21 protein-coding genes are annotated in these 23,382 nt (G+C 71.9%); 10 read left to right on the plus strand and 11 right to left on the minus strand.

What is annotated here, in order from left to right; translation table 11 throughout:
* Positions 1-40 precede the first annotated feature (40 nt).
* The 4 genes from AOK01_RS27330 to tsaE all read left to right on the plus strand — a co-directional run bounded on the left by AOK01_RS27330 (position 41) and on the right by tsaE (position 4,587).
* A complete protein-coding gene (locus tag AOK01_RS27330; protein WP_079103792.1) occupies positions 41-1,474 on the plus strand; it encodes an NAD(P)H-hydrate dehydratase in 1,434 nt (477 codons plus the stop codon).
* Positions 1,475-1,590: 116 nt separating this feature from the next.
* Complete coding sequence (alr, locus tag AOK01_RS27335; protein WP_055516288.1) at positions 1,591-2,730, plus strand: alanine racemase; 1,140 nt, start codon at positions 1,591-1,593, stop codon at positions 2,728-2,730.
* A gap of 89 nt (positions 2,731-2,819) precedes the next feature.
* Positions 2,820-4,070: an alpha/beta fold hydrolase gene (locus AOK01_RS27340; protein WP_055516290.1), complete on the plus strand. Its 1,251-nt coding sequence runs from the start codon at positions 2,820-2,822 to the stop codon at positions 4,068-4,070.
* Complete coding sequence (gene tsaE / locus AOK01_RS27345; protein WP_063792876.1) at positions 4,036-4,587, plus strand: tRNA (adenosine(37)-N6)-threonylcarbamoyltransferase complex ATPase subunit type 1 TsaE; 552 nt, start codon at positions 4,036-4,038, stop codon at positions 4,585-4,587. Before AOK01_RS27340 ends, tsaE begins: the two co-directional genes overlap by 35 nt.
* 301 nt (positions 4,588-4,888) lie before the next feature.
* On the opposite strand, the gene AOK01_RS27350 is transcribed toward tsaE, so the two are convergent.
* The 4 genes from AOK01_RS27350 to tsaB are packed head-to-tail and all read right to left on the minus strand — an operon-like array spanning position 4,889 to position 7,500.
* The gene (locus AOK01_RS27350) at positions 4,889-5,203 is read right to left on the minus strand and encodes a hypothetical protein (protein WP_055516294.1); all 315 of its coding nucleotides are present in this window, start codon (positions 5,201-5,203) and stop codon (positions 4,889-4,891) included.
* Positions 5,200-6,348 (minus strand): tRNA (adenosine(37)-N6)-threonylcarbamoyltransferase complex transferase subunit TsaD, encoded by a 1,149-nt coding sequence (tsaD, locus tag AOK01_RS27355; protein WP_055516296.1) that lies wholly within the window; start codon positions 6,346-6,348, stop codon positions 5,200-5,202. The genes AOK01_RS27350 and tsaD overlap by 4 nt, the downstream gene beginning before the upstream one ends.
* A complete protein-coding gene (gene rimI / locus AOK01_RS27360; protein ID WP_213862160.1) occupies positions 6,341-6,823 on the minus strand; it encodes a ribosomal protein S18-alanine N-acetyltransferase in 483 nt (160 codons plus the stop codon). Before rimI ends, tsaD begins: the two co-directional genes overlap by 8 nt.
* A gap of 20 nt (positions 6,824-6,843) precedes the next feature.
* On the minus strand, positions 6,844-7,500 hold the full coding sequence (tsaB, locus tag AOK01_RS27365) for a tRNA (adenosine(37)-N6)-threonylcarbamoyltransferase complex dimerization subunit type 1 TsaB (RefSeq protein ID WP_055516300.1): 657 nt from the start codon (positions 7,498-7,500) through the stop codon (positions 6,844-6,846).
* A 180-nt stretch (positions 7,501-7,680) separates the two neighbouring features.
* On the opposite strand from tsaB, the gene AOK01_RS27370 reads away from it, so the two are divergent.
* A complete protein-coding gene (locus AOK01_RS27370) occupies positions 7,681-8,241 on the plus strand; it encodes a L,D-transpeptidase (RefSeq protein ID WP_055516302.1) in 561 nt (186 codons plus the stop codon).
* A gap of 122 nt (positions 8,242-8,363) precedes the next feature.
* Here AOK01_RS27370 and AOK01_RS27375 read toward each other — a convergent pair whose 3' ends face one another.
* The 4 genes from AOK01_RS27375 to AOK01_RS27390 form a co-directional block, all read right to left on the minus strand.
* Positions 8,364-10,661 carry a beta-xylosidase/alpha-l-arabinosidase gene (locus AOK01_RS27375; RefSeq protein WP_055516317.1) on the minus strand — a complete coding sequence of 766 codons (2,298 nt, stop codon included), beginning with the start codon at positions 10,659-10,661 and terminating at the stop codon, positions 8,364-8,366.
* A gap of 71 nt (positions 10,662-10,732) precedes the next feature.
* Positions 10,733-11,653 carry a carbohydrate ABC transporter permease gene (locus AOK01_RS27380; RefSeq protein ID WP_055516304.1) on the minus strand — a complete coding sequence of 307 codons (921 nt, stop codon included), beginning with the start codon at positions 11,651-11,653 and terminating at the stop codon, positions 10,733-10,735.
* Between the two features lie 4 nt (positions 11,654-11,657).
* On the minus strand, positions 11,658-12,539 hold the full coding sequence (locus AOK01_RS27385; RefSeq protein ID WP_055516319.1) for a carbohydrate ABC transporter permease: 882 nt from the start codon (positions 12,537-12,539) through the stop codon (positions 11,658-11,660).
* A gap of 86 nt (positions 12,540-12,625) precedes the next feature.
* Complete coding sequence (locus AOK01_RS27390; protein WP_079103793.1) at positions 12,626-14,038, minus strand: ABC transporter substrate-binding protein; 1,413 nt, start codon at positions 14,036-14,038, stop codon at positions 12,626-12,628.
* A 235-nt stretch (positions 14,039-14,273) separates the two neighbouring features.
* Here AOK01_RS27390 and AOK01_RS27395 point away from each other — a divergent pair, with 235 nt between their 5' ends.
* The 3 genes from AOK01_RS27395 to AOK01_RS27405 all read left to right on the plus strand — a co-directional run bounded on the left by AOK01_RS27395 (position 14,274) and on the right by AOK01_RS27405 (position 17,947).
* The gene (locus AOK01_RS27395; RefSeq protein ID WP_055516307.1) at positions 14,274-15,302 is read left to right on the plus strand and encodes a LacI family DNA-binding transcriptional regulator; all 1,029 of its coding nucleotides are present in this window, start codon (positions 14,274-14,276) and stop codon (positions 15,300-15,302) included.
* Between the two features lie 149 nt (positions 15,303-15,451).
* A complete protein-coding gene (locus AOK01_RS27400) occupies positions 15,452-16,567 on the plus strand; it encodes an LCP family protein (protein ID WP_425424764.1) in 1,116 nt (371 codons plus the stop codon).
* Positions 16,568-16,720: 153 nt separating this feature from the next.
* Positions 16,721-17,947, plus strand: a complete 1,227-nt coding sequence (locus AOK01_RS27405) for a dipeptidase (protein WP_055516309.1) — start codon at positions 16,721-16,723, stop codon at positions 17,945-17,947.
* A gap of 14 nt (positions 17,948-17,961) precedes the next feature.
* Here the strand turns inward: AOK01_RS27405 and AOK01_RS27410 are convergent, their stop codons facing one another.
* Positions 17,962-18,321 carry a VOC family protein gene (locus tag AOK01_RS27410; protein WP_055516311.1) on the minus strand — a complete coding sequence of 120 codons (360 nt, stop codon included), beginning with the start codon at positions 18,319-18,321 and terminating at the stop codon, positions 17,962-17,964.
* A 76-nt stretch (positions 18,322-18,397) separates the two neighbouring features.
* Positions 18,398-19,741 (minus strand): UDP-glucose dehydrogenase family protein, encoded by a 1,344-nt coding sequence (locus tag AOK01_RS27415; protein WP_055516313.1) that lies wholly within the window; start codon positions 19,739-19,741, stop codon positions 18,398-18,400.
* Positions 19,742-19,971: 230 nt separating this feature from the next.
* Between AOK01_RS27415 and AOK01_RS27420 the strand changes: the two genes are divergently transcribed.
* A complete protein-coding gene (locus AOK01_RS27420) occupies positions 19,972-21,147 on the plus strand; it encodes an acyl-CoA dehydrogenase family protein (protein WP_055516325.1) in 1,176 nt (391 codons plus the stop codon).
* 15 nt (positions 21,148-21,162) lie between these two features.
* On the opposite strand, the gene AOK01_RS27425 is transcribed toward AOK01_RS27420, so the two are convergent.
* Positions 21,163-22,086, minus strand: coding sequence for a helix-turn-helix domain-containing protein (locus AOK01_RS27425; RefSeq protein WP_079103794.1), 924 nt, complete (start codon positions 22,084-22,086; stop codon positions 21,163-21,165).
* 126 nt (positions 22,087-22,212) lie between these two features.
* On the opposite strand from AOK01_RS27425, the gene AOK01_RS27430 reads away from it, so the two are divergent.
* Positions 22,213-23,208, plus strand: a complete 996-nt coding sequence (locus AOK01_RS27430) for an aldo/keto reductase (protein ID WP_055516315.1) — start codon at positions 22,213-22,215, stop codon at positions 23,206-23,208.
* Positions 23,209-23,382: the final 174 nt, after the last annotated feature.

Consider the following 23,382-nt stretch of genomic DNA (forward strand, 5'->3'; position numbering starts at 1 on the left):
AGCCCCCACCCACCCGCAGACATGCGACAGACTTGGCCCCATGCGTACTGCGTACAGCGTGGAAACGGTCAGAGCAGCTGAGCGCGAGCTCATGGCCCGGCTCCCGGACGGGACGTTGATGCAGCGGGCCGCCGCAGGCATCACCGCGGCCTGCGCCGACCTGCTGGGCCGCGTCTACGGCAGCTGCGTCGTGCTGCTCGTCGGCAGCGGCGACAACGGCGGCGACGCCCTCTACACCGGCGCCCGCCTCGCGAAACGCGGCGCCGGCGTCACAGCCGTACTCCTCACCCCCGACCGCACCCACCCCGCCGGCCTCGCCGCCCTGTGCCGGGCCGGCGGCACGGTGGTGCGGGGGCCCGAGCACGCCGAGGCACCGATCCGACGCGCCCACCTCGTCATCGACGGCATCGTCGGTATCGGCGGCAAGGGCGGCCTGCGCCCGGACGCCGCCCCCCTCGCGGACCTGGCCCAGGAGTCCCGCGCCGCCGTCGTCGCCGTCGACCTGCCCAGCGGCGTCGACGCCGGCACCGGCGAAGTCCGCGGCGCCGCCGTACGGGCCGACCTGACCGTGACCCTCGGCACGCACAAGCCCGGCCTGCTCGTCGACCCGGCCAGGGAGTACGCGGGGTCCGTACGGCTCGTCGACATCGGCCTCGCGCTGCCCGGCGATCCCGAGCTGGAGGCGCTGCAGCACGCCGACGTGGCCGCGCTGCTGCCCGTGCCGGGCGCCGAGAGCGACAAGTACCGGCGCGGAGTCGTGGGCATCGCGGCCGGCTCCGCCCGCTATCCGGGCGCGGCCGTGCTGGCCGTCGCCGGAGCCCTCCGGGGCGGCGCCGGCGCCGTACGGTACGCCGGACCCGCGGGCGACGCGGTGATCGCACGCTTCCCGGAAACGCTCGTGTCCTCCGGTTCGCCGGACCAGGCCGGGCGGGTCCAGGCCTGGGTCGTGGGCCCCGGCGCCGGGGACGACGCCGACGCCGTGACCGCCGTACTGAACGCGGACGTCCCCGTACTCGTGGACGCCGACGGCCTGCGGCTCGCGGACCGCGACCTCGTACGGGCACGGCGGGCGCCCACCTTGCTGACCCCGCACGCCGGAGAGGCCGCCGCGCTGCTCGGCGTCTCGCGCGAGGAGGTCGAGGGGGCCCGCCTGACGTCCGTACGGGAACTCGCCGAACGGTACCGGGCGACCGTGCTGCTGAAGGGGTCGACGACCCTCATCGCCTCCCCGGGCGACGGACCCGTACGGGTGAACCCCACCGGCACCGGCTGGCTGGCCACCGCGGGAAGCGGGGACGTGCTGTCCGGGCTGACCGGCTCGCTGCTCGCCGCCGGACTCGACGCGCTGGACGCCGGCAGCGCCGGCGCGTACCTCCACGGACTGGCGGGCCGGCTCGCGGCGGACGGGGCGCCCGTCGGGGCGCACGACGTGGCCGAGGCGGTGCGCGACGCCTGGCGGGACGTCATGGACTGAGCGGGTCCGGACGTCTCGGCCTGAGCGGGTCCGGACGCCGTCGACCGAGCGGGTCCGGACTGCGGCGACCGAGCGTGCGGAGAGCGGTGTCGGAGCCCTCTGAGAGACTGGGCTCGATGACTGAGACAGCACCCGCGCGCGCCCGCGCCGAGATCGACCTGGCCGCCCTGCGGGCCAATGTGCGCAGCCTGCGCGCCCAGGCGCCGGCCGCCGCCCTCATGGCGGTGGTCAAGTCCGACGCGTACGGGCACGGGGCCGTCCCCTGCGCCCGCGCGGCCCTGGACGCGGGTGCGGCCTGGCTCGGCACGGCCACGCCCGAGGAGGCCCTCGCCCTGCGCGCGGCCGGTCTGCCGGGCCGGATCATGTGCTGGCTGTGGACCCCGGGCGGACCGTGGCGGGAGGCCGTCGAGGCCGACCTGGACCTGGGCATCAGCGGGATGTGGGCCCTGCGCGAGGCGACGCGGGCCGCGCGGGCCGCGGGCCGTACCGCGCGCGTGCAGCTCAAGGCCGACACCGGTCTCGGCCGCAACGGCTGCCAGCCCGCCGACTGGCCCGAACTGGTCGCCGAGGCGCGGCGCGCCGAGACCGAGGGCCTGGTGGTCGTCACCGGCCTCTGGTCCCACTTCGCCCGCGCCGACGAGCCGGGCCACCCCTCCATCGACGCCCAGCTCACCAGCTTCCGCGAGATGCTGGCCCACGCCGAGGGGCAGGGCCTGCGCCCGGAGGTGCGGCACATCGCCAACTCGCCCGCCACGCTCACGCTCCCCGAGACCCACTTCGACCTCGTACGGACCGGGATCGCCCTGTACGGGATCTCGCCGAGCCCCGAGCTGGGCACCCCCGCCGACCTCGGGCTGCGCCCCGTGATGACGCTCTCGGCGTCGCTCGCGCTGGTGAAGCACGTGCCGGCGGGCCACGGCGTCAGTTACGGACACCACTACGTCACGGCGGGCGACACGACCCTCGGCCTCGTGCCCGTCGGGTACGCGGACGGCATCCCGCGCCACGCCTCCGGCACCGGTCCCGTCCTGGTCGGCGGCAAGTGGCGGACGGTCGCGGGGCGGGTCGCGATGGACCAGTTCGCGGTCGACCTCGGCGGGGACGAGCCGCCCGTCGGTGACCGGGTGGTCCTGTTCGGGCCCGGCGACCACGGCGAGCCGACCGCCGAGGACTGGGCGCAGGCCGCCGGCACGATCGCGTACGAAATCGTCACCCGCATCGGAACCCGCGTGCCGCGCGTCTACGTGAATGACTAAAACGAACGTGAACGACTAAAACGAACGTGAACAACTGAAACGTGAATGACTGACAAGTGAATGACTGACAAGACGAAGAGGAGCCGTTCGTGAGCGAGAGCAGTGCGGGGACAGCGGTGGAAGCGGCCGTGGCCGCGTCCTCGGCCGTCTCCGCGGCCGGGGCCGCGAACTGGCGCAGGGCAGGCGTCGCCGGTGTCGCGATAGGCGTGGTCGCCGCGGGCGCCGCCGCCGGCGTCGCGATCGAGCGGCTCACCGTCGGCCGCGGCATGCGCCGGAAGGCCCGGCTCGCCCTCGACTCGGCCGGTCCGTACGGGTCACTGCGCGGCATGCCGGGCAAGGTCCCCGCGGACGACGGCACCGAGCTGTACTACGAGGTCGACGAGGTGGAGGCCGACTCCACCCTGGCCCCGCGCCGCCGCCGGCTCTTCGGCCGCAAGGCACCCGCCCCGGTCACCGTCGTCTTCAGTCACGGTTACTGCCTCAGCCAGGACTCCTGGCACTTCCAGCGGGCGGCGCTGCGCGGTGTCGTGCGGACCGTCCACTGGGACCAGCGCAGCCACGGCCGTTCCGGGCGGGGCGTGGCCCAGGTCCGGGACGACGTGCCGGTCACCATCGACCAGCTGGGCCAGGACCTGAAGGCCGTCATCGACGCGGCGGCGCCCGAGGGCCCGCTCGTGCTCGTCGGGCACTCGATGGGCGGCATGACGATGATGGCCCTGGCCGACCAGTACCCCGACCTGATCCGCGAGCGCGTGGTCGGCGTGGCCCTGGTCGGTACGTCGTCCGGCAGGCTCGGCGAGGTCAACTTCGGGCTGCCGGTCGCGGGCGTCAACGCGGTGCGGCGGATACTGCCCGGAGTGCTGAAGGCGCTGGGGCAGCGGGCCGAGCTGGTGGAGCGCGGGCGCCGGGCCACCGCCGACCTGTTCGCGGGCATCATCAAGCGGTACTCGTTCGCGTCCAGGGACATCGACCCGGCGGTCGCGCGGTTCGCGGAGCGGCTGATCGAGGCCACGCCGATCGACGTGGTCGCCGAGTTCTACCCGGCCTTCACCGACCACGAGAAGACCGAGGCACTCGCGCACTTCGCCGACCTGCCCGTGCTCGTACTGGCCGGGGTCAAGGACCTCGTGACGCCGAGCGAGCACAGCGAGGCCATCGCCGATCTGCTGCCGGACGCCGAGCTGGTGCTCGTACCGGACGCCGGGCACCTCGTGATGCTGGAGCATCCGGAGGCCGTCACGGACCGGCTCGCCGACCTCCTCACCCGCGTCGGCGCGGTCCCGGCAGGGGCTACCGTGAATGGTTATGGAAGCACCAGCAACAGCGCACAACCCGGCTGACCCCTCGGGACCTCCGAAGCCCGGCCAGGCCGCTGCCACGACCGAGATCACCGTCAACTCACCCGCGCAGATGCAGGAGTTGGGCCGTCGGCTCGCCAAGCTGCTGCGGGCCGGCGACCTCGTGATGCTCACCGGCGAACTGGGCGCGGGGAAGACCACGCTGACGCGCGGGCTCGGCGAGGGCCTCGGCGTCCGGGGCGCCGTCACCTCACCGACGTTCGTGATCGCCCGCGTGCATCCCTCACTCGGGGGTGGCCCGCCGCTGGTCCATGTGGACGCGTACCGGCTGGGTGGCGGGCTCGACGACATGGAGGACCTGGATCTCGACGTGTCGCTGTCCGACTCCGTGATCGTCGTGGAGTGGGGCGAGGGCAAGGTCGAGGAGCTGACCGACGACCGGCTGCACCTGCTGATCCACCGGGCGGTGGGCGACACGACGGACGAGGTGCGGCGGGTGACGCTGGCCGGGGTCGGGGAGCGGTGGGCGGCTGCGGATCTGGCGGCGCTCTCCGCCTGAACCGCGGCCTTTTCCCGCGCGGTCGCCCCGATGTTCCGACATGGTGTCGGGAAGATGTTGCGTCCGGTGGCTTCGGCGTGTTCACATGGGCGGAGGAGTTGGTTAGGTCTACCTAACCACTGTCTGCTCCCGGAGCCTCAGGAGGCCGCCATGCCGACGTCGGAACGTGTTCCCGCGGAGCTTGGGCGTGGAGTGTCGATGGGGGAGCTGTTGGCGGCGGGGGAGTTGGCCCGGGCCGTTTCCGTGCCCCCGGCTCCGCCGTTGTCTGCGTCTGCGTCTGCGTCTGCGTCTGTGCCTGCGCCTACTTCTGGGGTGGCTGGGGCGGCTGATCGTGTGGAGCGAGGGCGGGCGGCGTAGCACTCTCGACGGACTCGAACCGCCACCGATGCACGGCCCGAGCCGCCAGCCCCTCACCCGGCTCCGGATACTCCGGCAACTCCGCATCGAACGCCGCGGCATCCCACCACGTGATGACAAGCACCCGCTCCCCCGGACCCCGCAGAACCTCCTGTCGCAAGGGCCGCGCCGGGAGCTCCTGGCCCCGCACCCAGGCGAGCAGTTCCTCCCCCCGCCCCTCGGCGGCCCGCGCCTCCCACATCAACGCGACGGTCGTCATGAGTACAGGTTGTCCTTGCTGACCTCATGCACGTGATCGTGGGAGTGGGAGTGGGAAGAGGAAGCAGGTGAGGGTGAAGGCGAGTGGGAGTGCGCGTGCGAGCTTCCCGGCACATGCGTGTCCGTGACCGGCAGCGAGGAGTCCGCCGACAGATCCCAGTCGGAGGCGGCCCGCCCCCGGGCCACCATCTCCGCGCCGAGCGCGGCGACCATCGCGCCGTTGTCCGTGCACAGCTTCGGCCGCGGCACCCGTAGCCGAATCCCCGCGGCCTCGCACCGCTCCTGCGCCAGCACCCGCAGCCGCGAGTTCGCGGCCACGCCGCCACCGATCATCAGGTGGTCGACGCCCTCGTCACGACAGGCCCGTACGGCCTTGCGGGTCAGCACGTCCACGACGGCCTCCTGGAAGGACGCCGCCACGTCCCGCACGGGCACGTCCTCGCCAGCCGCCCGCTTTGCCTCGATCCACCGCGCCACGGAGGTCTTCAGCCCGGAGAACGAGAAGTCGTACGCCGCGTCGCGCGGCCCGGTGAGCCCACGCGGGAAGGCGATGGCGCCCGGGTCGCCCTCCTTGGCGTACCGGTCGATGACAGGACCGCCGGGAAACCCCAGGTCGAGAACGCGGGCGATCTTGTCGAAGGCCTCGCCCGCCGCGTCGTCGATGGTCGCGCCCATCGGCCGTACGTCGGACGTGATGTCCGAGGACAGCAGCAGCGAGGAGTGGCCGCCGGAGACGAGCAGGGCCATCGTCGGCTCGGGCAGCGGGCCGTGCTCCAGCTGGTCCACGCAGATGTGGGAGGCCAGGTGGTTCACGCCGTACAGCGGCTTGCCCAGCGCGTACGCGTACGCCTTCGCCGCCGAGACGCCCACGAGCAGCGCGCCCGCGAGTCCGGGCCCGGCGGTGACGGAGATGCCGTCGAGGTCACGGGCACTGACCCCGGCCTCCTTCAGCGCCCGCTCGATGGTCGGCACCATCGCCTCCAGGTGCGCGCGGGAGGCGACCTCCGGCACCACACCGCCGAAGCGGGCGTGCTCGTCGACGCTGGAGGCGATCGCGTCCGCGAGCAGGGTCGTACCGCGGACGATGCCGACGCCGGTCTCGTCGCAGGAGGTCTCGATGCCGAGGACGAGAGGTTCGTCAGCCATTGATCTCGGTTCCTTGGGTTCCTTGTACGGAGGTTGACGGGTCGTTGAGGCGCATCACGAGGGCGTCCACGTTCCCCGGCTGGTAGTAGCCGCGCCGGAAACCGATCGCCTCGAAGCCGAAGCGCTCGTACAGCTTCTGGGCGCGGATGTTGTCGACCCGGCATTCGAGCAGTACCTCGACGCACTCGAAGGCGGTCGCGGCCCGCAGCAGCTCGGTCAGGATCAGCGCGCCGAGGCCGGTGCCCCAGTGCTCCCGGGCGACGGCGATGGTCTGTACGTCGCCGGCGTCCCCGGCGGCGGCGAGGCCCCCGTACCCGACGATCCGCCCGGCGTCCTCGGCCACGACGTACCGCCGGGTCGCGTCGGCCCCTCGCGCGTGGGCCAGGTCGGACCAGAACATGCCCCGCGACCAGGCGTCCTCGGGGAAGAGGTCCTTCTCCAGTTCCAGTACGGGCTCGATGTCCCACCAGCGCATCTCGCGCAGCGCCGCGGTCGTCACTTGGGGGTGACCACCTTGTAGTTCTTGGGCACCTGGGCGTCGGGTCGGCGCAGATAGAGGGGCCGGGGCGCCAGAAGTTCCTCGCCGGCCGCGAGCCGCTCCGCCGCCAGGGCCGCGAGCGAGGCGGCCGATACGTGCGCGGGTTCGCGGGCGTCCGGGAAGGCGTCGGGGTAGAGCAGCGCGCCCGCGCCGACAGCGGGCAGCCCGCCGATGTCCAACTCGCCCGGCCGGTCCACGGCCGGCTCGGTGAGGCGCGTACGGGAGTCGGCGTACCGGGCCCAGTAGACTTCCTTGCGCCGGGCGTCGGTCGCCACGACGAAAGGCCCGTCGGCGATGGAGCGGTCGGCCGCGTAGGCGAGCCCGTCCAGCGTGCACAGGCCGTGCACGGGAACGCCGAGCGCGAGCCCGAACGTGTCGGCGGTCATCAGGCCGACTCTGAGCCCGGTGTACGGGCCGGGGCCCACCCCGACAACGATGCCGGTGACGGCGTCGAGGCGCAGCCCGGCCTCGGTGAGCACCCGGTCGACGGCCGGCAGGAGCAGTTCGCCGTGCCGGCGCGCGTCCACCTGGCTGGAGGCGGCGACGACGGACGTCCCGTCGTGCAGCGCGACGGTGACGGCGGGAGTGGCGGTATCCAGAGCGAGCAAGAGCACGCGAACAGCCTACGGCGCCCGGGCCCGGCGCACGGCCGCCTCAATCCGGCGGGCTCTTCCTGCTAACGTCATACCGGGCCATAAAGAACAAATGCCGCACTTGCTGCTGAGTCGCGTCGAGTCGCATCGAGCCGCAGCGGTAGCCGGTAGCCGTAGTCGTACGAGAGGTGGGCACTCAAGGTGGTTCGGACCAGCTCGGGAATCGTGGCCGGGCTCACCGCGACGGCGCTGGCCGTGATCGGCTTCCTCACCTACCAGGCGTCGGCGTCCGCACCGAGCGACCTGAGCACGCCGCGGGCCACCGAGTCCTTGCCGGCCACGGCCACCGCGTCGAAGGCCCCGCGGGACAGGAAGCACCCGACGGCGCTGCCCGCCGGGTCGGGCACCAGCCGGCGCGTCGTCTACTCGCTGGACGACGACCGGGTGTGGCTGGTCGAGCAGGACGACCGGGTCAGACGGACGTTCCGGGTCAGCCCCGGCACGGTGGACCCGCCGCCCGGCCGGTACGTCGTCACGTCACGCTCCGGCACGATCGTCGGCTCGGACGGGGTGGCCGTCGAACACGTGGTCCGCTTCGCCAGCCTGAACGGCATCGCTATCGGCTTCAGCGCCGCGGCGGACGGCTCGGCCACACCCCCCGACCCCACCAAGAAACTGGGCGGAATCCGCGAGTCCAAAGAGTCCGGCACAGCTACGTGGGACTTCGCCACCATCGGCACGAGGGTCGTGGTCATCAAGTAGTCCGGGTAGCGGCGCGACCAGCCACGACGCACCCGCGCAGAACCGGCCGCCCCATCAGTGGTGACTGGGGCGGCCACTGGGGCGGCCGCTGGGGCAGGCAAGGCCCACGCGCCTGCCAACGGCTATGAGGCCGTCGACGTGCAGCTCAGTCGGCGGTCCGGGCCCAGCCGGCGTTCCGGGCCCGTCAGGGTGAGGTGGGTGGTGTGGTGGGTGGCCGTGCTGGATGTGGCTACGCGCAGTTCCAGCGCGCCCGGTTCCACGATGCGCCGGCCCGTGCGGTCGGTGAACGCCGACAGGTCCGGGTGGAAGCGGAACGTGACCCGGCGGGACTCCCCGGGGGTCAGGGTCAGGCGGTGGTAGCCGATGAGGCGGACGTCCGGGCGGGTCACCCGGGCCACCGGGTCGTGCAGGTAGAGCTGGACGACCTCCGTGCCTTCGCGGGCGCCCGTGTTGCGGACCGTGACCGACACGTCGTACGGCTCGTCCGTGGTGATCTCCGCCCGGCGGTCCTCCGTGTCCTCCCAGGTGAAGTCCGTGTAGCCGAGGCCGTGGCCGAAGGGGTGCAGCGGGGTCGGGTCGAGGTTGCTGACCTCGCCGGCCAGTCCCAGCGGGGGCTGGAGGTAGGTCCACGGCTGGCCTCCGGGGGCCTGTGGGACGCTCACCGGGAGCCTGCCGGAGGGGTTCACGCGGCCCGACAGGACGCCTGACACCGCCGGGCCGCCCTCCTCGCCCGGGAAGAACGCCTGAATCGTGGCGGCCAGCCGGTCGTGCCAGCGGCCCAGCGCGTACGGGCGGCCGGTGAGCAGCACCAGGACGACCGGGGTGTCCGTCGCCGTGAGAGCGTCCAGCAACTCGGCCTGGACGCCCGGCAGTTGCAGGTCCGCCACGTCGCAGCCCTCGCCCGAGGTGCCCCGGCCGAAGAGGCCCGCCCGGTCGCCCAGCACGGCCACGCAGACGTCCGCCTCGGTGGAGCGCGCGACGGCCTCCTCGAAGCCGGCGGTGTCCGGGTCGGTGGTGTCGCAGCCCTCGGTGAAGGTGATCTTGGCGTCGGGGAGTTCCGTGCGGAGGGACTCCAGGAGCGTGGGGATCTCGACGCCCATCGGCAGGTCGGGGTGGTTGATGCCCACGTGTGACGGGAACGAGTAGCAGCCCAGCATCGCCAGGGCGTCGGACGCGCGCGGGCCGACCACGGCTATGCGGGTGTCGGGAGCGAGGGGCAGCAGGCCGTCCGGGTTGGAGAGCAGGACCACGGACTCCTCGGCCAGGCGGCGGGCCAGCACGCGGTTCGCCGTCGAGTCGAGGTCGATGGGGCGCGTGGGCTCCGGGGACCAGTCCTCGTCCAGCAGGCCCAGTTCGCACTTCTGGCGCAGGACCCGGGTCGCCGCCCGGTCCACCAGGGACTCCGGGATGTCGCCGGCCCGTACCGCCTCGACCAGCGGGTCGCCGTAGCAGCGCAGTGTCGGCAGTTCGACGTCCACGCCCGCGGCCAGCGCCGCGTGGGCGGCCTCCGCCTTCGTGCCCGCGACCCGGTGCAGGGTCTCCAGGAAGCCGATGGCGAAGTAGTCGGCGACGACCGTGCCGGTGAACTTCCACCGGTCCCTCAGGAGTTCGGTGAGCAGGCCCGGGTCCGCGGTGGCGGGCACGCCGTCCGTGTCCGTGTACGCGGCCATCACCGAGCGGGCCCCGCCCTCACGCAGCGCGAACTCGAACGGGGGCAGCGTGATGTCGGCGAACTCGCGCACCCCGGCCCGTACGGGGGCGAGGTTGCGGGCGCCCGCCGAGGACGCGTACCCCGCGAAGTGCTTGAGCGTGGCGACGATCCCGGCGGACTCCAGGCCGCGGACGTAGGCCGCGCCGATCGTGCCGACGAGGTAGGGGTCCTCGCCGATGGTCTCCTCGACCCTGCCCCACCGCAGGTCCCGTACGACGTCCAGGACGGGGGCCAGGCCCTGGTGGACGCCGACGGAGGCGAGGTCGTGGCCGATCCGGGCGGCCATCTCCTCGATCAGCGCCGGGTCGAACGAGGCGCCCCAGGCCAGCGGGACCGGGTACGCGGTGGCGCCCCACGCGGTGAAGCCGGCCAGGCACTCCTCGTGGGCGACCGCCGGGATGCCGAAGCGGCCCGCCTCGCTGATCCGGCGCTGGGCGCGGGCAAGGGCCTGCGCGCCCAGCGCCGGGTCCACCGGGGCGGTGCCGAACGAGCGGGTGAGCTGGCCCAGGCCGTGGGTGATCAGCTCGTCCCAGTCGTACTCCGCCGTCATGTCGTGCTGGTGCGGGGCGACTCCGCCGCCGTCCGTGTCGGCGCCCACCCACACGCCGTACAGCTGGGCGGTCTTCTCCTCCAGGGTCATCCGGGCGAGCAGGTCGTCGACCCGGGCCTCGGCGGGCAGGGCGGGATCACGCCAAGGGGCGGTGGTCATGGAACTCCTGTCAGGGGCGAAGGCGGTGGCGGACGTGTCGGGGGCCGGGTCCGCGGCGGAGTCGAGTGGGTTCACTTTCCGCCCACGCCCATCAGGCCGCCGACCAGTGCGCGGCGGGCCACCAGGTAGACGACGAAGATCGGGATGCCGGAGAGGACGACCGAGGCCAGCAGGGCGGGGATGTTCACGCCGAACTGGCTGACGTAGTTGAAGAGCCCGAGGGTGAGGACGCGCGGGCCGTCGGACTGGGTGAAGATCAGCGGGAAGAGGAAGCCGTTCCAGGCCTGCAGCGCCGCGTAGATGACGACCGTGCTGATACCGCCCCTGGCCATCGGGATGGCCAGCTGGAACAGCATCCGCTGCGGCGAGGCACCGTCCAGGGCCATCGCCTCGTACAGCTCCTCCGAGACGTCCCGCAGGGTGCCCACGAGGACGAGCACCGAGACCGGCATCGCGAAGGCCGCCGTCGGCAGGATGACCGCCAGCAGGCTGTCGTACAGGTCGAGTTTGGCGATCAGGAGGTAGAGGGGGACCACGACCGCCTGGGCCGGGATCGCCACCCCGAGGAGGAAGACCCGGAAGGCCAGGCCCGACCAGCGGTCGCGGGTGCGGACGGCGACGTACGCGAGCGGGACGCACAGGACGAGGACGATGCCCACGACCGCGACGGCCACGATCACGGTGTTGCTCAGCAGGTGGCCGAACCCGCTGTTCAGGACGGTGTTGTAGTTGTCGAGCGTCGGACTCGTGGGCGGCCTCAGCGGGTTGCCGCTGAGTGCCTTGTCCTGGCTGGTGAGCGAGGCCGACAGCATCGCGTAGATCGGGATGATGACGATCACGAGCCAGACGAGCGAGCCCAGGCCCGCGAGCGGGTTGGGGCGCTTCGTCCAGTGCCGGCGGCGGCGCGGCGGGGGCGGTCCCGTGGGGTCCCCGCCGGTCTTCTCGGGACGCGGCGGACGGGGGTGCGGACGTGGCAACGTATCGTGTGACACTCCGTCACATCCCTTCGCGGGTACTACGCATGCGGCCGAAGCCCGTCAGGCGTACGAGGATCAGGGACAGGCCCGTGGCGATCACCACCAGGAACGACGCGATGGCGCTCGCGTAGCCGAAGTCGTAGCTCTTGAAGCCCGCCTCGTACATCAGGTACGGCAGGATCGCCGTGTCGGTGCCGGGCCCGCCCTTGGTGAGGATCAGCACGGTCTCGAAGTACGTGAGCGTGCCGACGACCATCAGGACCGTGGACGTCGTCATGGTGTTGCGCAGCTGCGGCAGCGTCACCGAGTAGAACTGGCGGTAGCGGCCCGCCCCGTCGATCGACGCGGCCTGGTAGAGGACCTCGGGTATCTGACGGGCCCCGCCCTGGTAGAGCAGGGTGTGGAAGGGGATGAACTGCCAGGCGCCGACGAAGACGATCGCGAGGAACGCGCCGTTCGAGGAGCCGAGGATGTTCTTCTGGATGACGCCGAAGTTCGGGTCGAGCAGGGAGTAGAAGAGCAGCGCGATCGCCGTCGAGGACAGCAGGAACGGGACGAAGAAGATCGCGGACAGCACCGCCCGGTTGCGCTGACGGCCCGCCGCCCAGACGCCGAGCAGCACGGAGATCACCGTCTGGAAGACCCAGCTCACGACCGTCAGCAGGACGGTCAGCCACAGGGACTGGACCATCCGGTCGTCGTCGAACATCTTCTGCCAGTTGTCGAGACCGACGAGCTTCGGGTCGCCCAGGCCGTCCCAGCTGGTGAAGGAGAGATAGAAGGCCAGGCCCAGCGGGACCACGGCGAAGAACGCGAAGAAGAGGACACCGGGCAGCGCCCAGGCGGCGTGCGGGCGGCCGACCGTGGACGCCTTGCCCGCCCCGGACGGCCTGTACTTCAGCGGCCTGCCCGACCCGCCGGACCCGCCCGGCGTGCCGTTCTCCCCGGCGGGGCTTCCCGCCGGGGTCTTCGTGGGGGTCGGTGCGCTCACTTCAGCTCCTTGAGCGCCGAGACGAAGTCGCTCGGCGAGGACTTGCCGACGAACAGCTTGTTGATCTCGGTGAGCATCGGCGTCGAGACGGTCGAACCGACCGCCTGGTCCCAGGAGAGCGTGAAGGCCGGCGCCCTCTCGACCATCTCGTACTGGAACTTGGCGAACTCCGGGTTGGGCGAGGCGTCGAGGAGCTTGGCCGCGCCCGCGGTCGTGGGTACGTCACCGTTGGCGACCAGCGCCTTGGCGTACCTCTCCGAGGCGCAGTCCTTCAGGAAGGCGACCGCGGCGTCCTTGTTCTTCGCACGGGCGTTGATGGACCAGTAGTTGGTGGGGTTGCCGACGACGTTGCGGACGTCACCGGTGCCGCCCTCGACCGTGGGGAACGCACACCAGCCCAGGTTCTTCTTCGCGAAGTCCGGGAACTTGCCGAGCTGCGTCGAGTACTCCCACGAACCCATCAGGTGCATCGCGGCCTTGCCCTTGGCGAAGACCGCCGGGGCGCCGCCGTTGGTGTACGACACCGAGCTGAACTTCGAGCCGAAGACGCCGTCGTCGATGAGCTCCTTGACCGTCTCGGCGGCCTTGAGGACGGCCGGGTCGCCCCAGCCGGACGCGTCGCCCTCCTGGATCTTCGCGAAGACCTGCGGTCCGCCGATGCGGTCGACGAGGTACTCCAGCCACATCAGCTCGGGCCAGATGTCCGCGCCGCCGAGCGCGAACGGGGTGATCTTCGCGGCCTTCAGCTTGGCGTTGATGTCCTGCAACTCGGCCCAGGTGGTGGGCGGCTGGAGCTTGTGCTCGGTGAAGACCGACTTGTTGTAGAAGAGGATGACCGGCTGCATGCCGCGCATCGGTATGCCGTACTGCCGGCCGCCGAGGCCGCCCGCCGCGAGCACCGAGGGGAGGAAGCCCGACTTCAGGATCGGGTCGCCCTCGATGGTGTCGGTCAGGTCGACGAGCTGCTTGGCGTCCTGGTAGGCCTTGATGGAGCCGCCGCCCCAGTTGTAGAAGATGTCGGGGGCGCTCGGGGAACCCATCGCCGTACGGAGCTTGGCCGGGTACTCGGCGCCCGGAATCCGCTCCAGCTTCACCTTGCCCTTGGTGGACTTGGCGACCGCCGACTTGTTGAAACGGTCGACGGCCGCCTGCTGGACCTTCACCGCGTCGTCCCCGTACACGAAGGCGGTGAGCGTGCTGCTGCCCCCGCCGGCACCGTCACTGGAGCCGCAGGCGGTGAGTCCGGTGGTGAGCAGGGTGGTGGCGCCGGCGCCCAGGATCCAGCGCCTGCTGAAGGTACGGCTGCTCAGGGCGCCGGTCGCGCCGCCGCTCGTGCCTCCGTCCGCGCCGCCGCTCGCGCCTCCGCCTGTGGGCTGCCCGCCATTGGACCGCCCGTTGATCGACTCCATGACAGAACCTCTTCTTTTCCGGCTCACTCGCCTTCGGGGGCGCCGGGACCCGGGCCGGGAAACACGGGCGCGCTCGGCCGTCCCCGGGCCACGGCGCGCACGTACGTCCCGACCCGGGCGGGCCTCTGTGGCTCGCTCGCGTCACGAATGTTTCGGATGTAATTCCGAATGTTCCGGGAACGTATGGCGGTCGAGGGGGTTCGTCAAGAGGTTGCGCAGGGATACGATCCGGTTCATGACTCGCCCGAATCCCGCTGTAGCCCAGTCAGCGACGCTCGCCGAGATCGCCCGCGAGGCCGGAGTCTCGGCTCCGACTGTTTCGAAGGTGCTCAACGGCCGTGCCGATGTGGCCCCGTCGACCCGTACCCGGGTCGAGGACCTGCTGCGCCACCACGGCTATCGGCGCCGCCGGGCCGAGGCGTCCCGCTCGCCGCTCATCGACCTCGTCTTCCACGAACTGGAGAGCGCGTGGGCGATGGAGGTCATCCGGGGCGTGGAGAACGTGGCGCGGGACGAGGGGCTGAGCGTCGTCCTGTCCGAGAGCGCGGGCCGGCTCACCCCCGGGCGCACCTGGGCCGACCAGGTCGCCGCGCGCCGCCCGCACGGTGTCGTGCTCGTCCTCAGCGGGCTCGACGAGTCCCAGCGGGCGCTGCTGACCAGCCGCTCCATCCCGTTCGTGGTGGTCGACCCGGCGGGCGCCCCCGGCGACGACGTGCCGTCCGTAGGCGCCACCAACTGGCAGGGCGGGCTTGCCGCGACCCGTCATCTGGCGGAGCTCGGCCACCGGCGCATCGGCGTGATCAGCGGGCCCTCGCGGATGATGTGCAGCCGGGCCCGGCTCGACGGGTACCGGGCGGCGCTGGACACGGCCGGGCTGCCGGTCGATCCGACGCTCGTACGGTCCGGCGACTTCCACCACGACACCGGCTACCGGGCCGGGCTCGAACTGCTGAAGCTGCCGGACCGCCCGACCGCGGTGTTCGCGGGCAACGACCTCCAGGCCCTCGGCCTGTACGAGGCCGCCCGCGAGCTGGGCCTGCGCATCCCGGAGGACCTCAGCATCGTCGGCTTCGACGACCTGCCGGTGGCCCGCTGGGTCGGCCCGCCGCTCACCACCGTGCGCCAGCCGCTCACGGAGATGGCCGAGGCGGCGGCCCGGCTCGTCCTGGACCTCGGCCGCTCGGAACGTCCCTCGACGGCCACCAGGGTGGAACTGGCGACGAGCCTGGTGGTCAGGAGCAGCACGGCGCCGCCGCCGGCGTAGCAGAACTTCGAAACTTTCGAAATGCTTTCGGAACCTTCTGACCGGTCTGCCTTGGCGACGTCTGAGAAAACTCAACGAAATCTGAGAGTTTCCGAAGTAAAGCCGGGAAGTGGTTCCTCCTGGTAATAATTCGGACTTATGTTCTCCCTGTGAGCGGAGAAGACGAACACGGGGGCGGGGACGGGGACGCCGCGATACGCGGCGAGGGCCGGCGGGGGAGATGGCCGGGACGGCCGAGGTGGTCGGGGTGGTCGGGCCGGTCACGGTGGTTCAAGGCGGCGGGCATCGCCGTCGGCTGCGCGCTCGTCGCCTCGGTGGCCGGCGCGGCATGGGCCTATTGGCATCTGAACCAGAACATCAAGAGCGTCGACATCGACAGCGCGCTCGGCGACGACCGGCCGCCCAGGGCGATGACGACGCCGACGAGCCCCGAGTCGGCCTCCGCGAGCCCGCTGCCCAGCGGTGCGCTCAACATCCTGGTCCTCGGCTCGGACTCGCGGAACGGCGAGCGCAACAAGGACCTCGGCGGCGGCAGCAGTGAGGGAGCCCGTTCCGACACGGCGATGATCGTCCACGTCGACGAGGGCCGTTCGGAGGCGACCGTGGTGAGCATCCCGCGCGACACCCTCGTCACGCGCCCGTCCTGCCCGCTGCCCTCGGGCGGCTCGACGTCGATCGCGTACGGCGCGATGTTCAACAGCGCCTACTCGGTCGGCGGGCCCGTCTGCGCCGTCAAGACGGTGGAGACCATGACGAACGTCCGCATGGACCACTACATCGAGATCGACTTCGCCGGATTCGCCGACCTGGTGGACGCGTTGGGCGGGGTCACGGTGACGACGGACGAGGACATCTCCGACGAGGACAGCCACCTCGAACTGGAGGCGGGCACCCACCACCTCGACGGCAAGGACGCCCTCGCCCTCGCCCGTACCCGGCACGGCATAGGCGACGGCAGCGACCTCGGCCGCATAGGCCTCCAGCAGAAACTGGTGAAGGGGCTCCTCGACCAGGTCTCCTCCACCAACCTCCTCACCAGCCCCACCCGCCTCTACGGCGTCGCCGACGCCCTCACCAGCAGCCTCACCACGGACACCGGCCTGAACTCCCTGACCGAGCTGATGGGTCTCGGCCAGAGCCTGAAGTCCCTCTCCTCCACGGGCACCGAGACCGTGACGATGCCGGTGGTGCCCGCCCCGTCCGACCCCAACCGGGTGGTGGCGGACGAGCCGGAGGCGGGGGAGCTCTGGGAGTCGCTGAAGTGAGGCCCGAGGTGAGGCCTTAGGGGCGGGTTGAGGGGCAGGGGCGCGGCGCCTTCGCGGGGCGGTAGCCCGAACGCCGCATCCGCCGAGACCCCGGACCGCCGCCGTGGCACGGTGGCTCTACCTGTCGCCACCATCGGACCCCGGAGCCCCGCCATGGCTGATCTGCAGGACGAACTGCACACCACCGCAGAGGTCGGCGAGCTGGACCCCGAGCGCCTGAACGAGTTCGAGCCGCTCGTCTCCGAGGCCGTGGCCGGGGTCACGAGCAGGGTCGGCGACGAGCGGGCCAACAGCACCGGTGCGGGTGCGGGCGCGGGTGCCGACACGGGTGCCGAGGCCGACGTCGTTGCCGGTGTCGGTGCCGGTGCCGGTGGCGACCCCCTGGCCCGTGCTCACGACCTCCTCGCCGCCCACCCCGTCGCGGACGGCTACAGCGGTATCGCCTGGGCCCTGCGGCACCTCTCGTGGTACGACCTCGAACTCGGCGACAACTCGGTCGACACGGACGTGCCCAGGCTGCGAGAGGGGCACGTAGGGGCGATGTTCTGGTCGCTGCACCTGCCCGAGGGGCTCGTCGGCGAGCGGGCCGTCGGGGCGACGCTGGAGCAGCTCGACCTGGTGAAGACCGTGGTGGAGGCGCATCCGGAGGGGCTGCGCCTGGCGCACAGCGCGGCGCAGGCCACGGACGCCGTCAACTGCGGCCGGGTCGCCGTGCTGCTCGGCCCGGCGGGCGCGGCGGCGCTGGACGACTCCCTGGGCATCCTGCGCTCGCTGCACGCCCTCGGCCTGCGCGTCCTCACCCTGTCCGGAGCGTCCTGGGCCGGCGAGAGGGGACTGACCCGGTTCGGCGAGGAGGTCGTGCGCGAGATGAACCGCGTCGGCGTCCTCGCCGACCTCTCCGGCGCCTCGGACGCGACCGTCCGCCGGACCCTGGTCATCTCCAAGGCCCCGGTCATGTGCACCCGATCCGCCGCCCGCGCCCTGCGCCCGCACCCGGCGAACCTCCCCGACGACGTACTCGTCCAACTCGGCGCCGCCAAGGGCCTGTGCCTGGTCCCGCTGACCGCCGAGCAGACGGGCCCCACCGTCCGGGACGTGGCCGACCACCTCGACCACGTACGGGAGCTCGCGGGGCCCGAGTGCGTCGGCCTCTCGGGGACGTACGACTCCGGGGCCGCGCACCCGCGGGACCTGCCCGACGCCTCGGGCTATCCCCGCCTGGTCGCCGAACTCCTCGGCCGGGGCTGGTCCGAGACCGACCTGGCACAGCTCACCTGGGGCAACGTCCAACGCGTCCTGCGCACCGTGGACTTCACGGCACGCGCCGCCCAGCTGCGCCGCGAGCCGTCCACGGCGAGGATCGCGGAACTCGACGGATAGAGACAGCGCGGAGTTCAGCCGGCGCAGAGGCAGAACGGGTGGCCGGCCGGGTCCGCGTACACCCGCCAGGTCCGCTTCCGGTCGTCCGCTTCGAGCACCTTCGCGCCCAGCGCCAGGACCTCCTTCTCCGCCGCGTCCAGGTCCTCGACCGTCAGGTCCAGATGGAGCTGCTGGGAGGCGTCAGGCGAGGGCCACTTCGGGGGTACGTGGCCGGGGGCCGCCTGGAAGGCCAGCGTCCCGCCCGCCGGCAGCCGCAGGTCGATCCAGTCGGCCTCCTCCTCGATGGTGCCGCCGAGCATCCCGGCGTAGAACGCGGCGAGCGCGCGCGGGTCGGGACAGTCCAGGACGACGGCACCCAGCTTGGCGAGAGCCATGGCTCTTCCTCCTCGGTTCGTTACCGCTTGATCGGGTCGGATCGGGTCGGATCGGGTCGGATCGGGTCGGATCTGGTCAGGCCGTCGGGCGGCCCATCGCCCGGTACGTCCAGCCCGCCGACCGCCACACGGCCGGGTCGAGCGCGTTGCGGCCGTCCAGTACGACACGGTCCGTGGCGACCTCGCCGAGCGACGCCGGGTCCAGCTCGCGGAACTCGCGCCACTCGGTGAGGTGCAGGACGGCGTGCGCCCCGCGAACGGCGTCCACCGCCGTCTCCGCGTACCCCAGCGTCGGGAAGAGGCGTCGCGCGTTGTCCATGCCCTTGGGGTCGTAGACGGTGACCTGGCCGCCCTGCAGATGGATCTGTCCCGCGACGTTCAGTGCGGGCGAGTCCCGGACGTCGTCCGAGTCCGGCTTGAACGTCGCGCCGAGCACGGCGATCCGCTTCCCGAGGAAGGAACTTCCGCCCAGCGCCTCACGCGTCATCTCCACCATCTGGCCGCGCCGCCGCATGTTGATGGAGTCGATCTCGCGCAGGAAGGTGAGCGCCTGGTCGGCGCCCAGCTCGCCCGCGCGGGCCATGAACGCGCGGATGTCCTTGGGCAGACAGCCACCGCCGAAGCCGATGCCGGCGCGCAGGAATTTCTTGCCGATCCGGTCGTCGTGCCCGATGGCCTCGGCGAGCCGCACGACGTCGCCGCCGCCGGCCTCGCAGACCTCGGCCATCGCGTTGATGAACGAGATCTTGGTGGCGAGGAAGGAGTTCGCGGCGGTCTTCACCAGCTCGGCGGTCGGGAAGTCGGTCACCACGAAGGGCGAGCCCTCGGCCAGCGGGGTCGCGTACACCTCGCGCAGCGTCTTCTCGGCGCGCTCGCTGCGGACCCCGACGACGATGCGGTCGGGGTGCAGGGTGTCCTGGACGGCGAAGCCCTCACGCAGGAACTCCGGGTTCCAGGCCAGTTCGACGGCGTCGCCCGCGGGGGCGAGGCCGGTGAGCGTGCGGGCCAGCCGGTCGGCCGAACCGACGGGCACGGTGGACTTGCCGACGACCAGGGCGGGGCCCGTGAGGTGGGGCGCGAGCGAGGCGAAGGCGGCGTCGACGTACGACATGTCGCAGGCGTACTCGCCGTGCTTCTGCGGGGTGTTCACACAGACGAAGTGGACGTCGCCGAACTCCGCGACCTCCGCCCAGTCCATGGTGAACCGCAGCCGCCCGCTGGCTCCCTCGATCCCGGCGACGTGCTTGCGCAGCAGTTCCTCCAGGCCGGGCTCGTACATCGGGACCTCGCCCCGCTGGAGCATCTCGACCTTCTCGGGCACCACGTCAAGGCCCAGTACCTCGAACCCGAGTTCGGCCATGGCGGCGGCATGCGTGGCGCCGAGGTAGCCGGTACCGATCACGGTGATCTTGAGGGCCATGGGTGCTCCAGTGGGTCGGATGACGTACGCCGGGAGTACGCCTTCGGCGCGCTGACAGAGCATAGTCGGGGCGTGTTCGAGCCCTTCACCGGGCAGATTCCCCGTGGCCTTTTCCTCCTGTCGCCAAGCTCACGTACCAGTCGTGGGGAAGGGCCCCTAAAATTCAGGTTACTTAACGGTAATTAGCGTCAGTATCGTCAGCATCACTGCGTCTTTGGAGCGTGAAGACCTTGGCCGGATCGGCTGATTTCGACCTGTACCGCCCGGCCGAGGAGCACGACATGCTCCGGGACGCGATCCGCTCACTGGCCGAGGCGAAGATCGCGCCGCACGCCGCGGCGGTGGACGAGGAGGCGCGCTTCCCCCGGGAGGCCCTGGACGCCCTGGTCCTGGCCGACCTGCACGCCGTACACGTACCGGAGTCGTACGGGGGCGCCGGCGCGGACGCCCTGGCGACGGTCATCGTGATCGAGGAGGTGGCGCGGGTCTGCGCGTCCTCGTCCCTGATCCCCGCGGTGAACAAGCTCGGCTCGCTGCCCGTGATCCTCGCGGGCTCCGAGGACCTGAAGAAGAAGTACCTGGCGCCGCTGGCCAAGGGCGACGGGATGTTCTCGTACTGCCTCTCCGAGCCGGACGCCGGCTCGGACGCGGCCGGCATGAAGACGCGGGCCGTCCGGGACGGCGACTCCTACGTCCTGAACGGCGTGAAGCGCTGGATCACCAACGCGGGCGAGTCGGAGTACTACACGGTGATGGCCGTGACCGACCCGACGAAGCGCTCGAAGGGGATCTCGGCGTTCGTCGTGGAGAAGTCCGACGAGGGTGTCTCGTTCGGCGCCCCGGAGCGCAAACTCGGCATCAAGGGCAGCCCGACCCGCGAGGTCTACCTCGACAACGTGCGCATCCCCGCCGACCGCATCATCGGCGCCGAGGGCACGGGCTTCGCCACCGCGATGCGGACCCTGGACCACACCCGCATCACCATCGCCGCGCAGGCGCTCGGTATCGCGCAGGGCGCCCTCGACTACGCCAAGGGGTACGTCAAGGAGCGCAAGCAGTTCGGCAAGCCGATCGGTGACTTCCAGGGCATCCAGTTCATGCTGGCCGACATGGCCATGAAGATCGAGGCCGCCCGCCAGCTGACGTACGCGGCGGCGGCCACGTCCCAGCGCGTCGCCGCCGGAAGCAAAGAAGAAGGCCTCACCTTCCAGGGCGCGGCGGCCAAGTGCTTCGCCTCCGACGTCGCCATGGAGGTCACCACGGACGCCGTCCAGCTCCTCGGCGGCTACGGCTACACCCGTGACTACCCGGTCGAACGCATGATGCGCGACGCCAAGATCACCCAGATTTACGAGGGTACGAATCAAGTCCAGCGGATCGTGATGGCCCGCAACCTTCCCAAGTAGGCGGTCCAGGCCGGCTCAGTGTGCGGGCGTGCCCGCCGTGCCCGTACCCGCCGTCCCCGTACCCGCCGTCCCCGTACCCGCCGTCCCCGTGCCGCCCGTCGCCCCCGTCGGGAACTCCTCGACGCCGAGTACCCGCAGCAGCTCCAGCCGCTCGCGGGCCTCGGCGTCGGCCGGGGTGAGCACCAGCAGCTGCTGGCCCTGGTCGGGCGTGACCAGGGTTTCGCAGTCCATCCGCAGGCGGCCCACCCGCGGGTGCAGGAAGGTCTTGTGGTCGGCGCGCCGGACCGCCACCTCGTGCTCGGCCCAGAGCCCGCGGAACTCGTCGCTCGCAGCCCGCAACCGGTCGACGAGTCCGGCGACCGCGGGATCACCGGACCGGCGGCCGGCGACCGCGCGCAGGTCGGCCACGAGCGTGCGGGCGTGGTGGTCCTGCTCCTCGGGCGGGTGGAGCGCGCGAGTGGCGGGGTCGGTGAAATGGCGGTGGACGGCGTAGCGCCGGTCGCCCGACCAGCCGGTGTGGTCGCCCATCAGCAGGATCGACGCCCGGTTCTGGGCGAGGATCTCGCCGAGGTCGCTCAGCACCAGGGCCGGGGTGTCGCCGAGCAGGTCGAGCATGCGGATCAGGCCCGCCCGGGCCAGCCGGGCCACCCCGTCGGCGGGCGGTGGCCGATGGCCTGCCAGGTGGAACAGGTGGTCGCACTCGTCGTCGGACAGCCGCAACGCCCGGGCCAGCGCCCCCAGCAGCTGGGTCGAGGGCTGACTGCTGCGGCCCTGCTCAAGGCGTACGACGTAGTCCACCGACATCCCGGCCAGCATGGCCACCTCTTCCCTGCGCAGACCGCTGGTGCGGCGGCGGGGGCCGTCGGTGATGCCGACCTCGGCCGGACGGATGGCCTCGCGGCGGCGGCGCAGGAAGTCGGCGAGCTGGTCACGTTCCATGGCTCCATGGTCCCTCGCCGGGACGGGCCGAGCCAGGGAGCGGCTCTCCCATGATGAACGCTCCGCTCCCGCACGGCGCGGCGCGGGCGCAAGGTGGAGGAGAGAGCGACGACGAAGGAGAACGCCATGCAGACACGAACCCTGGGCAGCACAGGACCGGCCGTTTCCGCGCTGGGCCTGGGCGCGATGGGCATGTCGGACGCCTACGGAGCGACCGACCGCACGGAGAGCATCGCCACCGTGCACGCCGCGCTGGAGGCCGGCGTCACCCTCGTGGACACGGGCGACTTCTACGCCATGGGCCACAACGAGCTGCTGCTCGCCGAGGCGCTGCGCGGCCGGGACCGGGACAGCTACCAGCTGAGCGTCAAGTTCGGCGCGCTGCGGGGGCCGGGCGCGGAGTGGGGCGGGACCGACGGCCGTCCCGAGGCGGTGAAGAACTTCCTGGCCTACTCGCTGACCCGGCTGGGCACCGACCACATCGACATCTACCGGCCCGCCCGGCTGGACCCGGCCGTACCGATCGAGGAGACGGTGGGCGCGATCAAGGAGATGGTCGACGCCGGACACGTACGGCACATCGGCCTCTCGGAGGTCGACGCGGCGACGATCCGCCGGGCGCACGCCGTGCATCCGATCGCCGACCTGCAGATCGAGTACTCGCTGATCTCCCGCGCGGTGGAGGCGGACGTGCTGCCCACGCTGCGGGAACTCGGCATCGGCATGACCGCGTACGGCGTCCTCAGCCGCGGCCTCATCTCCGGGCACTGGACGGCCGGGCGCAGCACCGGCTCCGGCGACCTGCGCAGCCACAGTCCCCGGTTCTCCGGTGAGAACGTCGCACACAACCTCACCCTCGTGGAGGCGCTGCGCCGGATCGCCGGGGCGAAGGGCTGCACCGTCGCCCAGTTGGCCATCGCCTGGGTGGCCGCGCAGGGCGAGGACATCGTGCCGCTGGTCGGTGCCCGTACCCGCGAGCGGCTGGCCGAGGCGCTGCCCGCGGCGGAGGTGCACCTCACCGCGGACGACCTCGCCGAGATCGAGAAGGCGGTGCCGCCGGGCTCGGCACGCGGCGACCGGTACCCGGCCGCGTTCATGTCCGGCCTCGGCGTGGGGAACTGAGGCCAATTCCAACGGCTCAGGGGGAGGCCCCCGGCACCGACCGCGGTGCCGGGGGCCTCCCCCTGGGGCGTCACATGTGTCAATACATGTGTCAGTACATGTGTCAGTTGCCCGACACCGTCACCTTCTCGTCGTTCTTCAGCTGGTTCACCAGGGTCTTGACCTTGGCGGTGT

This window comes from Streptomyces aurantiacus, from assembly GCF_001418335.1.
GTDB classification, from domain to species: domain Bacteria; phylum Actinomycetota; class Actinomycetes; order Streptomycetales; family Streptomycetaceae; genus Streptomyces; species Streptomyces aurantiacus.